Here is a 15,205-nt window from a genome sequence, read left to right on the forward strand (position 1 = left end):
ATGGACGACCAGGTGCTCACCACGGTCCTGTTCCTCGCCGTCGTCGCGGTGACGATCGGGATCACCTTCTGGGCCAGCCGGCAGACCTCCGGCACGGCCGACTTCTACGCCGGCGGCCGCTCGTTCTCCCCGGTGCAGAACGGTCTGGCCATCGGCGGCGACTACATGTCGGCCGCCTCGTTCCTCGGCATCTCCGGGGCCATCGCGCTCTCGGGCTACGACGGCTTCCTGTACTCCATCGGCTTCCTGGTGGCCTGGCTCGTGGCGCTGCTGCTGGTCGCGGAGATGCTGCGCAACTCGGGTCGCTACACGATGGCCGACCAGCTGGCCTTCCGCATGCGCCAGCGCCCGGTGCGGATGGCCGCGGCCACCTCCACCGTGGTCGTGTCGATCTTCTACCTGCTCGCGCAGATGGTGGGTGCGGGTGCGCTGGTCGCGCTGCTGCTCGGCGTCGACGACCAGGCGGTCAAGAACATCGTGATCTTCGGCGTCGGCGCGCTGATGATCTTCTACGTCACCGTCGGCGGCATGAAGGGCACCACCTGGGTGCAGATCGTCAAGGCCGTGCTGCTGATGACCGGCTCGGCGCTGATCGTCGTGCTGGTGCTCGCCAAGTTCGACTTCAACCTCTCCGAGCTGCTCGGCACCGCCGCCAGCAACTCCGGTGCCGGCTCGGCGTTCCTCGAGCCGGGCCTGAAGTACGGCGCCACGATGACCAGCAAGATCGACTTCATCAGCCTCGGCATCGCGCTGGTGCTCGGCACCGCCGGGCTGCCCCACATCCTGATCCGCTTCTACACCGTGCCGACCTCGCGCGACGCGCGGAAGTCGGTGCTGTGGGCGATCGGCCTGATCGGCGTGTTCTACCTGTTCACCCTGGTCCTGGGCTTCGGTGCGGCCGCGCTGCTCGACATCCCCGGCCTGCGGGAGTCCGGCGAGCTCGACGCCTCGGGCAACCTGGCCGCCCCGCTGCTGGCCGAGGCCGTCGGAGGTGGTGCCGGCTCGACCGGCGGCGCCGTGCTGCTGGCGATCATCGCCGCCGTGGCCTTCGCGACCATCCTCGCGGTGGTCGCCGGGCTCACGCTCACGTCGTCGGCCTCGGTGGCCCACGACATCTACAACAGCGTGCTCAAGAACGGCACGGCGAGCGAGGAGCAGGAGATCAAGGTGACCCGCTGGGCCGCCGCCGGCATCGGCCTGGTGTCGATCCTGCTGGCGATCCCGGCGCAGAGCCTGAACATCGCGTTCCTGGTGGCGCTGGCCTTCGCGGTCGCCGCCTCGGCGAACCTGCCGACGATCATCTACAACATGTTCTGGCGCCGCTTCAACACCCGTGGCGCGCTGTGGAGCATCTACGGCGGCCTGATCTCCGCCGTGGGCCTGGTGATCTTCTCCCCCGTGGTCTCGGGCAAGGGCCTCGACGCCACCGGCAAGAACCTGTCGCTGCTGCCGACCAGCGTCGACATCTCCTGGTTCCCGCTGGAGAACCCCGGCATCGTCTCGATCCCGCTGGGCTTCCTGCTGGGCTACCTCGGCACGATCACCTCGAAGGAGCCCACCGCCGAGGACCGCTACACCGAGCTCGAGGTGCGCGCCCTGACCGGCGCGGGCTCCGAGAAGGCCGTCTCGCACTGAGCGGCCACGCCCGGCCCTGCGCCGGGCTCCGGCCTGCCGGGTGCCTCGGCACCCGGCAGGCCCTCGTCACGCCGGGACGCCCGTCCTAGTGTGGCGTCCACCACCGGCAGCGCCGGCCCGCCCGGCGCCCTCGGCACCACCGTCACCCCGGAGGAACACGTGAGCGAAGAGACCCTGTCCAACCTGTCGCGCGAGGACCGCTCCTTCGAGCCCCCGGCCGAGCTGGCCGCCTCGGCCAACATCACCGCGGAGGCCTACGACCGCGCCGCCGCCGACCCCGAGGCGTTCTGGGCCGAGCAGGCCCGCCGGCTCTCCTGGGAGCGCGAGTGGGACCAGGTGCTCGACTGGACGAACCCGCCGTTCGCGAAGTGGTTCGTCGGCGGGCGCCTGAACGCGGCGTACAACTGCGTCGACCGCCACGTCGAGGCCGGCCGCGGCGACAAGGTCGCCCTGCACTGGGTGGGCGAGCCGGTCGACGACACCCGCACCATCACCTACGCCCAGCTGCAGGACGAGGTGAGCCAGGCCGCCAACGCGCTGGCCGCCCTCGGCGTCGCCACCGGTGACCGCGTGGCGATCTACCTGCCGATGATCCCGGAGGCCGTGGTCGCGATGCTCGCCTGCGCGCGCCTCGGGGCCCCCCACACCGTCGTGTTCGGCGGCTTCTCCTCCGACGCGCTGGCCTCTCGGCTCGTCGACTGCGGCGCCAAGGTCGTCATCACCGCCGACGGCGGCTACCGGCGCGGTGCCGCGTCGGCCCTCAAGCCGGCCGTCGACGAGGCACGTGCCAAGACCGCCTCGCAGGGCTTCGACGTGGAGCACGTGCTGGTGGTGCGCCGCACCGGCCAGGACGTCGCGTGGGACGACGCCGTCGACGTGTGGTGGCACGACGCGGTCGGCTCGGCCTCGACCGAGCACGCACTGGAGTTCTTCGACGCCGAGCACCCGCTCTACGTCATGTACACCTCCGGCACGACCGGCAAGCCCAAGGGCATCCTGCACACCACCGGCGGCTACCTCACCGGCTGCGCCTACACCCACCACGCCGTCTTCGACCTCAAGGCCGACACCGACGTCTACTGGTGCACCGCCGACGTCGGCTGGGTGACCGGGCACTCCTACATCGTCTACGGCCCCCTGGCCAACGGCGCGACCCAGGTGATGTACGAGGGCACCCCCGACTCCCCCAGCCGTGGCCGGTGGTGGCAGATCGTGCAGGACTACGGCGTGACGATCTTCTACACCGCGCCCACCGCGATCCGGACCTTCATGAAGCAGGGCCGCGAGATCCCCGACGGCTTCGACCTGTCGTCGCTGCGCCTGCTCGGCTCGGTGGGTGAGTCGATCAACCCCGAGGCCTACATGTGGTACCGCGAGGTCGTCGGCGGCGACCGCTGCCCGGTCGTCGACACCTGGTGGCAGACCGAGACCGGCGCGATCATGATCAGCCCGCTGCCGGGCGTGACCGCCGGCAAGCCGGGCTCGGCGATGACCGCGATCCCCGGCGTCGAGGCCGACGTCGTCGACGAGGCCGGCGAGTCGGTGCCGAACGGCTCCGGTGGCTACCTCGTGGTGAAGGGCCCGTGGCCCTCGATGCTGCGCACGATCTGGGGCGACGACCAGCGCTACCAGGACACCTACTGGTCGCGGTTCTCGCGGCAGGGCTACTACTTCGCCGGCGACGGTGCCAAGAAGGACGAGGACGGCGCCGTGTGGCTGCTCGGCCGCGTCGACGACGTCATGAACGTCTCGGGCCACCGCCTCTCGACCACCGAGATCGAGTCGGCCCTGGTGTCGCACCCGAAGGTCGCCGAGGCCGCGGTGGTCGGCGCCAGCGACGAGACCACCGGGCAGGCGGTGTGCGCGTTCGTCATCCTGCGCGACTCCGCCGGCGACGGCGGCGACGACATCGTGGAGGAGCTGCGCCGCCACGTGCAGAAGGAGATCGGCGCGATCGCCAAGCCCCGCCAGATCATGGTGGTGCCCGAGCTGCCCAAGACCCGCTCGGGCAAGATCATGCGGCGCCTGCTCAAGGACGTCGCGGAGAACCGCACGGTCGGCGACGTGACGACGCTGGCCGACAGCTCGGTGATGGAGCTGATCTCCTCGGGGCTGCAGTCGGGCAAGGCCGCCGACGACTGACCTCGTCCCGGCCACCACTGACGCCTGCGGCCGTCGGCACCCACGGTGTCGGCGGCCGCGGTGTCTCCCCACCGTGCACGACACCCTCTAGGGGGGACGCGCCGGTGCCCGTCCGGGTCCTAGGGTGGTGCGCAGGTGCGCCGGGAAGTCTGGTCGGCAACGACGCCGCCGACCCCTGAGGAGACCGACCCCGTGACCGACGACCACACCCCTCCCGCCCCCGGCCGCCAGCGCCTCTTCGCCCGGGGCTCCTTCCTGGAGCACTCCCGCGTCGCAGGGGTGCTGCGGGCCGAGACCACCGGCGGCATGCTGCTCATCCTCGGCGCCGCCATCGCCCTGGTCTGGGCGAACACCCCGTGGGCGGACGTCTACGAGTCGATCCGCGACGTGCGGGTGGGGCCCTCCGCGCTCCACCTCGACCTGTCGCTCGGCACCTGGGCCGCCGACGGGCTCCTGGCGATCTTCTTCTTCGTCGCCGGCCTCGAGCTCAAGCGCGAGTTCGTGGCGGGCGACCTGCGCGACCCGCGGCGCGCCGCGCTGCCGGTGGCCGCCGCCGTGGGCGGCATGGCCGTGCCGGCGCTGGCGTTCGTGCTGTGGAACCTCGGCGACGGCGGCGACCTGCGCGGCTGGGCCATCCCGACCGCCACCGACATCGCCTTCGCCGTGGCCGTGCTGGCGGTGATCAGCACGCACCTGCCCTCCGGGCTGCGCACGTTCCTGCTCACCCTGGCCGTCGTCGACGACCTGCTGGCCATCGCGATCATCGCGATCTTCTACACCAGCGACCTCGACCTGCTGTTCCTGGCGCTGGCCCTGCTGCCGATCGGGGCGTTCGCCCTGCTGGTGCAGCGGCGGGTGTGGAAGGGCTACCTCCTCATCCCCCTGGCGCTGGTGGCCTGGGTGCTCGTGCACGAGTCGGGGGTGCACGCCACCGTCGCCGGGGTGCTGCTCGGCTTCACCGTGCCGGTGCTGCGCCGCGACGGCCACGACGGCCCCGGGCTCGCCGAGCACCTCGAGCACGTCGTACGCCCGATCAGCGCCGGGTTCGCCGTCCCGGTGTTCGCGTTCTTCGCCGCTGGCGTGACCGTGGGCGGGTTCACCGGGCTGGTGGAGTCGCTGCGCGACCCCGTCGCCCTCGGCATCGTCACCGGGCTGGTGGTCGGCAAGACGGTGGGCATCGTGGGCTCCACCTGGCTGCTGTCGACCTTCACCCGCGCCGACCTCGACGGCGAGCTCACCTGGGTCGACGTGACCGGCATGGCCATGCTCGCCGGCATCGGGTTCACCGTGTCGCTGCTCATCGGCGACCTCGCCTTCGGCGCAGGCTCCGAGCGCGACGACCACGTGAAGGTCGGCGTGCTCACCGGCTCGCTGCTGGCCGCGCTGCTGGCCACCCTCGTGCTGCGCGCGCGCAACCGGGTCTACCGCCGGCTGTGCGAGGAGGAGGCCCGCGACGAGGACCTCGACGGCGTCCCCGACGTGTTCCAGCGCGACCACCCCTCCGGGGGACGGCCCTGACGCAGCGCCCGTCGGCCCCGGTAGGGTCGGGCGGAAGCAGCGCACACGCGTCGTTCTCGACGCAGGAAACGGGGAGCACCCACATGGCCATCGAGCCGGTCAAGGACACCGATCCCACCATCGGGAAGCTGGTCGCCGACGCCAGTCGTGACATCTCGACGCTGATCTCCAAGGAGATCGAGCTGACGAAGTCGGAGCTGAAGGTCAGCGTCAAGGCCGGCGGGGTCGGCATCGGCCTGTTCGCCGCCGCGGGCTTCCTCGCCCTGCTGGCCGTCATCATGCTCTCGGTGTCGATCGCCTACTTCATCAACTGGAACGGCGACGGCCTCGGCCTGCACTGGGCCTTCCTCATCGTCTTCGGCGCCTACCTCCTCCTCGCCGGCCTGCTCGGCTTCATCGGCCTGAAGAAGGTCAAGCAGGTCAAGGCCCCCGAGAAGGCCATCGCCCAGGGCAAGGAGATCCCCAAGGCGCTCAAGGGTCGCGCCTGACCTGAGGGTGCGTGGGTCGGGTCGGCAGTTTCCCCGGCCGGCCGGGGAAACTGCCTCTGGGTGGCTGAAATTTCGGCCACCCAGTGGCGGTTTCCGCCACCCAGTCGAGCCCATGCCGCCGTACGACCCGACCGGTCGGCCCAGACCCGCACCTGTCGGCCCGCGCGACGGCCGACAGGTGCGGGTTTCGCCAGCCGGCTGGTGAAACCCGCGAGTCCCGTGAGCCCCGCATCGCAGTAGCGAGGGCGTGACGGTTGCCCGCGTTGACGGCTCCGGGCGGGCTCAGCCGGCGCAGGCGCCGGTGTCGACCGGCTCGGTCGCGGCGCGGCCGCGGTCGATGCTGTCACCGGCCTGCGCGGCGGTGAGGGCGTAGCCGGTGTCGTCGTCGGTGACCGACGCGGCGAACACCACGCCCACCACGTCACCGTCGCGAGCGACGATCGGGCCGCCGGAGTTGCCCGGGCGCACCAGTCCGCGCAGGGAGTAGACCTCGCGGATGACCGTGCCCTGGCCGTAGATGTCGGGTGAGCGCAGCCGCTGCTCGGAGCGCACCCGGCCGGCCTGCTCGTCGTACGGGCCGTCCTGGGGGTAGCCCAGGATCGCCACGGGGTCGCGCTCTGCGGCGCCGGGGGCGACGTCGAGGGCCGGGCGGTCGCCGTCGAAGGCGATCACGGCCAGGTCGACGTCGGGGTCGTAGTGCACGACCTCGCCCGCCACGGTGGTGTCGCCGACGACGACCTCGGGCTCGCTCACCCCGGCCACCACGTGGGCGTTGGTCAGCAGCCGGTCGCGGCCGTCGGGCAGGTCGGTGGCGTAGACGAAGCCGCTGCCCTCCACCCCGCGTCCGCAGGAGTTGGTGGCGCGCACCTTCAGCACGCTCTGGGCGGCCGCGTCGACCGCCGGCCGGCCCAGCATCCGCTGGTCGCCGGGGGCCACCTCCACGATGCGCTCGGGGGCGAACGGCTCGAGGTAGCGCGGGAAGAAGCTGGTGCCGACGACGTCGTTGAACGCCTGCAGCACCCCGCCGGCCGCGCGGGGCAGCACGGTGTCGACCTTGCTCAGCACCGTCGAGCTGCGCACCAGCGGGGTCACCCCGTCGATGCGCGAGCCGGAGACCGCGACCCCGAGCGCCCACGCCACCAGCAGCACCGCCGCCGCGCTGAGCGCCGCCCCGCCGACGGCGTCGACCGCCCGCGCCGGCTGCCAGGTGAGCCGCGAGCGCAACCGGGCGCCGGCGTACTGCAGGGTGGCCTGGCCCAGGGAGGCCGCCAGGATGACGATGAAGAGCGCGCCCAGCGACACCAGCAGCGAGGGCGCCGCGTCGCCGAGCGCCACCGGTGCCAGCCACACCCCGAGCAGCCCGCCGAGCAGGAGCCCGCCGGTGGCGAACGCGCCGGTGATGAAGCCCTGCCAGTAGCCGGAGAGGGCGTAGGCCAGCACGAGGACGACCAGCAGCCAGTCGAGGAGGTTCATCGTTCAGATGTCCTCGAGGCTCGCAGGGGCGGCAGCGGTGCCCGCCCCGTCGGTCGTGCCCAGATCGTCGTCCTCGAGGTCGAGCAGCCGGCCACGCCGCGGTCGCGGGTCGGCGGTGAGCATGTACGGCGGCAGGTGCTGCACGCGCGTCTCGTCCCAGGGGCGGGTCCAGCCGAGGTGGTCGAAGAAGCGGCTGATGATGCCGCCGGTGAAGCCCCACAGCACCACGTCGTTGTCGGGGCCGATCAGGAAGCCCGGGCTGGTGAAGCCGCTGGGGTGGGTGACCATCACCCGGTGGGCGGGGTCGAGCAGCTCCTCGACCGGCACGCGGTGGATGGCGTGCACCTCGGCGCGGCTGGCGATGTGCACCTCGGCGTCGGGGCACCAGCCCAGCACCGGCGTCACCGCGAAGTTGCTCGGCGGCAGCCAGAGCTCCGGCAGCCGGCCGAACAGCTCGACCGACGCCGGGTCGAGCCCCACCTCTTCCTCCGCCTCGCGCAGCGCGGCCTCCTCGACGCCCTCGCCGGGGTCGAGCGACCCGCCGGGGAAGGAGACCTGGCCGGGGTGGGAGCGCATGTCGTGGGCGCGCTCGGTGAGCAGCAGCTCGGCGCCGCGGGGGCCCTCCCCCCACAGCATCAGCACCGCGCCGGCGCGGGCGCTGCCGTCGGCGGGCGGCGCGAACTGGGTCAGCTGCTCGACCCGGATCGCCGCAGCGCTCTCGCGCACCGGCTCCAGCCAGTCCGGGATCACGCCGGGCCCTGGGTCTTCAGCAACGCGCGGGCCGCCTCCGGGTCGGTGGGCCCCTCGCCGTACGCCGGGCACCAGCGGGCCACGGGGCAGGCGCCGCAGGCCGGCTTCTTGGCGTGGCAGCAGCGCCGACCGTGCCAGATGAGGTGGTGGCTGAGCATGGTCCAGTCGCGGCGGGGGAAGAGCGCCCCCACGGCGTGCTCGACCTTCACCGGGTCGGTCTCCGAGGTCCAGCCGAGCCGCCGCGCGAGCCGCCCGAAGTGGGTGTCCACGGTGATGCCGGGGACGTCGAAGGCGTTGCCGAGCACGACGTTGGCGGTCTTGCGGCCCACGCCCGGCAGCTCGACGAGGTCGACCAGGCGCGGCGGCACCTGCCCGCCGTGACGCTCCACGAGCGCCGCGCTCAGCTTGAGCAGGGACTCGGTCTTGGCGCGGAAGAAGCCGAGCGGCCCGACGATCGCCTCGAGGGCGGCGCGGTCGGCCTGCGCCATCGCGGCCGCGTCGGGGTAGGCCGCGAACAGCGTCGGTCGCACCGCGTTGACCCGCCGGTCGGTGGTCTGCGCCGAGAGCACCGTGACCACCAGCAGCTCGAAGGGGTTCGCGAAGTCGAGCTCGCAGCCGGCGTCGGGGTAGGTGGTGGCCAGCACGCGGTCGGTACGGCGGGCACGCCGCACCAGCGCGGTGGGGGTCTCGGCGACGGGCACCGGGTCAGCGTACGAGACCGCGCCGACGTCCCGACCGCACGGCCGGACCCGTGGCCGACCGCGCGGCGCTGCGGCCGACGGCCGGCCCAGGACGCTCGGCGCCGCGCCGGGGGCTGGCTGTCCCTGTGAGGTATCCCACGGATAGGATCCACGCGTCGCTCTGCGCACGTGCGGGCACAGATCGTGGAGGTTCCGTGGACAACGACGTACTTCGTCAGGCCCCGCTCTTCAGCGCCCTCGACGACGAGGCCGCCTCGGCGCTGCGCGCCTCCATGACCGAGGGTCGGATGCGTCGCGCTGAGGTGCTGTTCCACGAGGGTGACACCGGCGACAAGCTCTACATCGTGATCGACGGCAAGGTGAAGCTCGGCCGCACCTCCGCCGACGGCCGCGAGAACCTGCTGGCCGTGCTCGGCCCGGGCCAGATGTTCGGCGAGCTCTCGCTCTTCGACCCCGGCCCCCGCTCGGCCACCGTCACCGCGGTCACCGACGTCGTCTACGCCTCGCTCTCCCACGAGGACCTGCTGCGCTGGCTCGAGGGCCGCCCCGTCGTCGCCCGCGGCCTGCTCACCCAGCTCGCCGGCCGGCTGCGCAAGGCCAACGACGTGGTGGCCGACCTCGTCTTCTCCGACGTCCCCGGTCGCGTCGCCAAGGCGCTGCTCGACCTCGCCGACCGCTTCGGCCGCACCGCCGACGACGGCGTGCACGTGCACCACGACCTCACCCAGGAGGAGCTCGCCCAGCTGGTCGGCGCCTCCCGCGAGACCGTCAACAAGGCCCTGGCCGACTTCGCCTCGCGCGGCTGGCTGCGCCTCGAGCCCCGCTCGGTCGTCATCATGGACGTCGAGCGCCTCTCCCGACGGGCCCGCTGAGACCCCCTCCAAAAAAACCCGAGCACCCTGACCCCCGGGGTGCCCCCTGCGTGCGTCGTAGGTGGTGAGAGGGGGTCAGGATGCCGAGCAGCACACCCGAGGACGACTTCCACGGCTTCGTCGTGGCACGCACGTCTGCCCTCTCGCGCACCGCGTTCCTGCTGACCGGGGACGCCCACCACGCGGAGGACCTCGTGCAGGTAGCGCTGCTGCGGGCCGCCCGGGCCTGGCACCGCATCGAGGGCGATCCCGAGCCCTACGTCCGACGCATCCTCTACACGCAGAACGTGACGTGGTGGCGCAGCCGCCGTCACGTGCGCGAGCACGCCCTCGACGGGTACGACGCCGCCGCACCCGCCGCTGACCCCGACCTGCGGCTCAGCCTCGAGCAGGCATTGGCCCTGCTGATCACCCGCCAGCGCACCGTGCTCGTCCTGCGCTACTACGAGGACCTCACCGAGACGCAGACCGCCGACGTCCTCGGCATCCGCGCCGGCACCGTCAAGTCGATCGGCCGCCAGGCGCTGGCGCGGCTGCGCACCCTGGCCCCCGAGCTGGCCGACCTCGTGGGTGGGCCGTCGTGAGCGGCCCCGACCTGCGCACCGCCCTGCACCGGGTGGCCGAGGGTGCTCCGCTCGTCGACGTGCCCCGCGACACCTGGGCGCGCGGACGGCGCGCCCACCGCCGCGGCCGCCTGGCCATGGTGGCCGCGACCGCGACGGTCGTGGCGCTGGTCGTCGGCCTCATCGGGCTAGCCGGGTCGCCCACGCGCCAGGAACCGCCCGTCGCCGACAGCAGCGCGCTCGGCGTTCCCGACCACCTGTACGGCGTGCCCGACTGGTTGACCGGTCAGGCGGACGAGGGAGGCTGGACCGAGGACGCGGTGACCGACGACCTGGCCACGGGGCGCGCGGCCGCGGCCTACCTGACGGACACCGGGCTGCCCGTGGTGGTGGGGGCCTCCGACGGGGCGTACCACCTGCTCGACCTGCCCGACCCGACCGCGGAACAGCCCGTCCTGCTGCACGGGCTGGCGCCGCCGGCGATCGCCTTGTCACCCGACGGTCGTCGACTCGCCTACTCCTACAGCGTCATCGGTCCGGACGCTGCGACCGCGCCGATCCCGAGCGGGATCCGGATCGTCGACCTCGTCTCGGGCGACGTGGGCGAGGTGCCGCTGGCCGCCCGGGAGGGCACGGCCGTGACCGGGCTGAGCTGGTCCGCCGACGGGCGCTGGCTGGCGTTCACCGGCAGCGTGGCCTCGTCGTGGACGGCCGCCTCCTTCAGCACGCACTCGCTCGTGGTCGGTCGGGTGGCTCCGGGATCCGACCGCGCCGAGACGGTGGCCGTGGATCACGGCGACCACTCGGTGACCGTCAACGAGGACGGGCTGGTGGCGTGGCTGACCGACGACCGCCTCCGCCGTTGGGACGGCGACGCAGTCACGTCGACCCGCGCGCAGGTGACCCCGCTCCCCAGCAGGGCAGCCGCGCTGCCCGGCGGCACGCTGGCGGTTGGCTCCACCGAAGCGTTGAGCACGTCGATCGTGCGGCCCGACGGACGCACCCTGGTGCGGGAGACGGTCGGTGACCTGTCGGCGGTCGGCGGCGGTAGCACCGACGTCCTGGGCGCGGTGGACGGCCGGGTGCTCGTGCGCACCCGGCCGCTCGACGACGCCGACGGGGCTCTCCTGCTGGTCGACCCGATTGACGGCGACGAGCGCACCGTGGCCTCAGTCGAGCCCGACGTGCCGGGAACCGTGTCCGTCGCCACCGACCTGATGACTGTCCAGCGGCCGACGGTCCAACGGTCCGAGCCAGGATGGCCGTGGTCCCCCGGGCAGTGGCTCGCAACGACCGCGGCGGCGGGAGTCCTGCTTGCGCTCGCAGGCCTCGCGTTCCGGCGCTACCGGCGAGCGGCCAGGTAGGCCAGCTGCGCCCGCACCGACAGCTCGGCGGCGCCCCAGAGCACGGGGTCGACGTCGGCGTACACGACCTCGACGACGCGGCGGGCGAGGCCGTCACCGGCCGGCAGGTCGGGGTCGTCGGCAGACAGCGAGTCGAGCGCTGCCGCGACCTGCTCCAGGCGTGAGCGGCGGTGGCGGCGGTAGTGCTCGATGACCGCCAGCGCGTCGTCGACGACGGGGCCGTGGCCGGGCCAGACGGCGCCGACACCGTGCTCGGCGGCCAGCGCGTGGAGGCGGTCGAGGGAGCCGAGGTAGGCGCCGAGCTCGCCGTCGGGGTGGGCGACCACGGTGGTGCCGCGGCCCAGCACGGTGTCGCCGGTGAGCACCGCCGCCTCGGCCGGCAGCCAGAACGACAGCGAGTCGGCGGTGTGGCCGGGGGTGGCGACCACCCGCACCTCGAGGCCGTCGACGTCCACCACGTCGCCGTCGGCGAGGCCCTCGGAGCCGAGCCGCAGGGCGGGGTCGAGGGCGCGCACGCCGCAGCCCACCCGCTCGGCGAACTCCCGGGCCGCCTCCGCGTGGTCGTGGTGGTGGTGGGTCAGCAGCACCACGCCGACCTCGCCGGCGACCTGCGCCACCGCGTCGAGGTGGGCCGCGATCGCCGGGCCGGGGTCGACCACCACGCTGCGCCGCGCGCCCGGCTCCCGCAGCACCCAGGTGTTGGTGCCGTCGAGCGTCATCACGTCGGCGTTGGGCGCCAGCACGCAGCGGCCGCGCTCGCCGTACGCGCCCCCCGCCCAGCCGCTCGCGCTCACGCTCACGCGGAGCCGGCAGCAGGACCGGCAGCAGCACCGGCAGCGCGGGCAGCGACGCGGGCGGCGACCACCGGGCGCATCCGCTCGGGCAGCGACAGCGTCCAGCCGTCGCCGAGCGGCTCGACGGTGGGGGTGAACATCTCCACCGACCGCGACTCCGCCACCTCGAGCACCGCCGCGGGGGTGTCGTGGGCGCCGACCTCCATCACGGTGAGGTACGTCGGCGGCATCATCGCCAGCTCGCCGGCGTCGGCCCGGTCGGCGGCGACCCGTGCGGGCAGCCAGGTGACCGACGACGACTCGGTGGAGACGTCGCGGGTGCGCTGGCCCTCGGGCAGGGCAGCGGCGAAGAACCAGGTGCGGTAGCGCCGCGGCTCGAAGACCGGGGTGAGCCAGGCGTCCCACACCCCCAGCAGGTCGGTGCGCAGCACCAGCCCGCGGCGGGTCAGCAGGTCGGTGAGGGCGAGCTCGCGCGACTCCAGCGCCGCCCGGTCGGCCTCCCAGTCGTCGCCCGTGGTGTCGGCCACGACGTCGTCGCCCGACTCCCCCGCGAGCAGCACGCCCGACTCCTCGAACGTCTCGCGCACCGCCGCGCAGACCAGGGCCCGCGCCTTCTCCTCGTCGCAGCCGAGCCGCTCGGCCCACTGCGCCGGGCTCGGCCCGGCCCACCCGACGCCCGCGTCGAAGTCGCGCGGGTCGACGCCACCGCCGGGGAAGACCGCCATGCCGCTGGCGAAGGCCATCGAGGCCTGGCGCAGCAGCAGGTAGACCTCGGGCCCGCTGGGGCCGGGCCGCATCAGCACCACGGTCGCCGCGTCGCGCGGCACCACGGCCTCGCGCTCGCCCGCGGCGTGCTCCAGCGCCACCGCCGCGACCTCCTCGGGCAGGGGGACGGGCGGCAGCGGGATGCGCATCAGGCCACTTCCACCATGATCTCGACCTCGACGGGCGCGTCCAGCGGCAGCACCGGTACGCCGACCGCCGAGCGGGCGTGCACGCCGGCGTCGCCGAACACCTCGCCGAGCAGCTCGGAGGCGCCGTTGGCGACCTGCGGCTGACCGGTGAAGTCCGGTGTGGACGCCACGAACGCCACGACCTTCACCACCCGCACGACGCGGGACAGGTCGCCGATCTCGGAGCGCACCGCGGCGATCGCGTTGAGGGCGCACTGCTGGGCGCAGGCGTACGCCTCCTCGACGGTGACCTCGGCCCCGACCTTGCCGGTGGCCATCAGCTCGCCCGCCCGCATCGGCAGCTGGCCCGAGGTCAGCACCAGGTCGCCGGTGCGCACGACCGGGACGTAGACCGCCACCGGGGCCGCCACCTCCGGCACGGCCAGGCCCATCGCGGCCAGGCGCTCCTCGGGCGAGGTCACCGCGCCGGCCGCTTGAGGAACGCGACCAGCCCGCCCTGGGCGTTGGTCTGGATGGTCACCAGCTCCCAGCCGTCCTGGCCGAAGTTGTTGAGCATGAGCGCTTCGTTGTGGAGCGGAATCGGCGCCACCTGGTACTCCCACTTGGTCATGGCCCGCACCCTACTCAGGACCGCAGCCCCGCTCACAGGCCCCGCTCAGAGGAAGGGCAGGTACGGCTCCAGCACCCGGCGCAGCTCGTTGAGGGCGAGCGCGGCGAACAGCACCGCGCACAGCGCCATCAGGGTGTTCGAGAGCCACCGGTTGCGCCACTGCTGCGGCACCTCGGTGTGCGCCAGCGCCCCGGAGCGGCGCCGGTTCAGCAGCACCAGCAGCGTGACGGCGAGGAACGGCATGAAGAACGCGCCGAGCACGCCGTAGGCCAGGATCAGCCCGACCGGCTCGTCGAGCAGGAGCAGCAGCATCGGCGGGAAGGTCAGCCACAGCAGGTAGGCGCGGAAGAACCTGCCGCCGGTGCGGGTGTCGGGATGGCCGGTCGGCAGGTCGCGCAGGTTGCCGACGAAGTCGGCGAACATCAGGCTGACCCCGCTCCACACCCCGATCAGCGACGAGAACGACGAGGCGAAGAACCCGACCAGGAACAGCTTGCCGAAGACGTCGCCGTACCGGTCGTCGAGGACGTCGGAGAGCTGCACCAGCGCCTGGTCGCCGGTCTGCGCCGCGATGCCGGCGGAGTAGTACAGCTCGGCGCCGACCACGAGCATCGAGACCACGAACACGCCGGTGACGGCGTAGGCCACGCCGTTGTCGATGCGCATCACGCGCATGAAGGTCGGGGTGCTCCACCCCTTCTCGCGCAGCCAGTACCCGTACGCCGCGAGCGTGATGGTGCCGCCGACCCCGCCGGCGATCGCCAGCACGTTGACGACCGAGTCGTCGGGGAAGGCCGGTCGCAGCCCCCGCGCGATCTCGCCGAGGTGGGGCGTGGTGAGCACCGCCGCGCCGATGACGGTGACGAACATGACCCCGACCAGGGCGGTCATCACCTTCTCGAACGCGGCGTACGAGCCGAACCACACCAGCACCAGGCCGACCACCCCGATCACCACCGCGGTCCAGCGCAGCGACAGGCCGGGGAACAGCGCGACCAGCGGCAGCGCCGACGACGACATCGCGGTGGCGCCGTAGACCAGGCCCCACACCACGATGTACGGCGCGAAGTACCACGTGGTCCAGCGGCCCAGGCTGCGCCAGCCCTCGAAGATCGTGCGCCCGGTGGCCAGGGAGTAGCGCCCGGCGCCCTCGACGAGCACCACCTTGATCACCGCGCCGAGCACGGCCACCCACAGCAGCGTGTACCCGAACTTGGCCCCGGCCACCAGGGTCGCCACGAGGTCGGCCGCGCCGACACCGGTGGCGGCGACGACGAGGCCGGGCCCGACGACGCGCCACCGCGGGGGCCGCTGGTCGGCGGCGTCGGGGGCGGTGTCGGGCGGGTGGCTCACTGGACGGTCCCGAGACGAGTCATCGCAC

At 73.2% G+C, this 15,205-nt stretch carries 15 protein-coding genes; 7 read left to right on the plus strand and 8 right to left on the minus strand.

Translation table 11 applies throughout. The annotated features are described in order from the left end of the window. The 4 genes from AC4OR8_RS00765 to AC4OR8_RS00780 all read left to right on the plus strand — a co-directional run bounded on the left by AC4OR8_RS00765 (position 1) and on the right by AC4OR8_RS00780 (position 5,783). Positions 1–1,635 carry a monocarboxylic acid transporter gene (locus AC4OR8_RS00765; protein ID WP_492163661.1) on the plus strand — a complete coding sequence of 545 codons (1,635 nt, stop codon included), beginning with the start codon at positions 1–3 and terminating at the stop codon, positions 1,633–1,635. Positions 1,636–1,794: 159 nt separating this feature from the next. After that, positions 1,795–3,777, plus strand: a complete 1,983-nt coding sequence (gene acs, locus AC4OR8_RS00770; RefSeq protein WP_492163662.1) for an acetate--CoA ligase — start codon at positions 1,795–1,797, stop codon at positions 3,775–3,777. Between the two features lie 192 nt (positions 3,778–3,969). Then, positions 3,970–5,295 carry a Na+/H+ antiporter NhaA gene (gene nhaA / locus AC4OR8_RS00775; RefSeq protein ID WP_492163663.1) on the plus strand — a complete coding sequence of 442 codons (1,326 nt, stop codon included), beginning with the start codon at positions 3,970–3,972 and terminating at the stop codon, positions 5,293–5,295. 83 nt (positions 5,296–5,378) lie between these two features. Continuing rightward, positions 5,379–5,783 carry a phage holin family protein gene (locus AC4OR8_RS00780; protein ID WP_492163664.1) on the plus strand — a complete coding sequence of 135 codons (405 nt, stop codon included), beginning with the start codon at positions 5,379–5,381 and terminating at the stop codon, positions 5,781–5,783. Between the two features lie 282 nt (positions 5,784–6,065). Here the strand turns inward: AC4OR8_RS00780 and AC4OR8_RS00785 are convergent, their stop codons facing one another. Genes AC4OR8_RS00785 through nth form a run of 3 tightly spaced genes read right to left on the minus strand, consistent with a single transcriptional unit; the run spans position 6,066 to position 8,707 of the window. Next, complete coding sequence (locus tag AC4OR8_RS00785) at positions 6,066–7,256, minus strand: MarP family serine protease (RefSeq protein ID WP_492163665.1); 1,191 nt, start codon at positions 7,254–7,256, stop codon at positions 6,066–6,068. Positions 7,257–7,259: 3 nt separating this feature from the next. Then, on the minus strand, positions 7,260–8,006 hold the full coding sequence (locus tag AC4OR8_RS00790; protein WP_492163666.1) for an NUDIX hydrolase: 747 nt from the start codon (positions 8,004–8,006) through the stop codon (positions 7,260–7,262). Next, on the minus strand, positions 8,003–8,707 hold the full coding sequence (gene nth / locus AC4OR8_RS00795; RefSeq protein ID WP_492163667.1) for an endonuclease III: 705 nt from the start codon (positions 8,705–8,707) through the stop codon (positions 8,003–8,005). The genes AC4OR8_RS00790 and nth overlap by 4 nt, the downstream gene beginning before the upstream one ends. 194 nt (positions 8,708–8,901) lie before the next feature. Between nth and AC4OR8_RS00800 the strand changes: the two genes are divergently transcribed. The 3 genes from AC4OR8_RS00800 to AC4OR8_RS00810 all read left to right on the plus strand — a co-directional run bounded on the left by AC4OR8_RS00800 (position 8,902) and on the right by AC4OR8_RS00810 (position 11,506). Next, a complete protein-coding gene (locus AC4OR8_RS00800) occupies positions 8,902–9,579 on the plus strand; it encodes a Crp/Fnr family transcriptional regulator (RefSeq protein WP_492163668.1) in 678 nt (225 codons plus the stop codon). Positions 9,580–9,659: 80 nt separating this feature from the next. Continuing rightward, positions 9,660–10,163: a SigE family RNA polymerase sigma factor gene (locus AC4OR8_RS00805; protein ID WP_492163669.1), complete on the plus strand. Its 504-nt coding sequence runs from the start codon at positions 9,660–9,662 to the stop codon at positions 10,161–10,163. Beyond that, complete coding sequence (locus tag AC4OR8_RS00810; protein WP_492163670.1) at positions 10,160–11,506, plus strand: WD40 repeat domain-containing protein; 1,347 nt, start codon at positions 10,160–10,162, stop codon at positions 11,504–11,506. The genes AC4OR8_RS00805 and AC4OR8_RS00810 overlap by 4 nt, the downstream gene beginning before the upstream one ends. Here AC4OR8_RS00810 and AC4OR8_RS00815 read toward each other — a convergent pair. From AC4OR8_RS00815 to AC4OR8_RS00835, 5 genes are read right to left on the minus strand one after another with little or no spacing between them, the layout of a single operon-like run. After that, positions 11,485–12,306 carry an MBL fold metallo-hydrolase gene (locus tag AC4OR8_RS00815; protein WP_492163671.1) on the minus strand — a complete coding sequence of 274 codons (822 nt, stop codon included), beginning with the start codon at positions 12,304–12,306 and terminating at the stop codon, positions 11,485–11,487. The two genes, AC4OR8_RS00810 and AC4OR8_RS00815, sit on opposite strands and share 22 nt — an antisense overlap. Next, entirely contained in the window at positions 12,303–13,214 is a 912-nt protein-coding gene (locus AC4OR8_RS00820) for an NUDIX hydrolase (protein WP_492163672.1), read from the minus strand. The genes AC4OR8_RS00815 and AC4OR8_RS00820 overlap by 4 nt, the downstream gene beginning before the upstream one ends. Continuing rightward, positions 13,214–13,675 (minus strand): RidA family protein, encoded by a 462-nt coding sequence (locus tag AC4OR8_RS00825; RefSeq protein WP_492163673.1) that lies wholly within the window; start codon positions 13,673–13,675, stop codon positions 13,214–13,216. Before AC4OR8_RS00825 ends, AC4OR8_RS00820 begins: the two co-directional genes overlap by 1 nt. Then, the gene (gene sp36, locus AC4OR8_RS00830; RefSeq protein ID WP_492163674.1) at positions 13,672–13,824 is read right to left on the minus strand and encodes a Sp36 family protein; all 153 of its coding nucleotides are present in this window, start codon (positions 13,822–13,824) and stop codon (positions 13,672–13,674) included. Before sp36 ends, AC4OR8_RS00825 begins: the two co-directional genes overlap by 4 nt. Before the next feature lie 45 nt (positions 13,825–13,869). Next, complete coding sequence (locus AC4OR8_RS00835; protein ID WP_492163675.1) at positions 13,870–15,177, minus strand: Nramp family divalent metal transporter; 1,308 nt, start codon at positions 15,175–15,177, stop codon at positions 13,870–13,872. Positions 15,178–15,205 lie beyond the last annotated feature (28 nt).

Source organism: Nocardioides sp. FY1077, assembly GCF_058681775.1.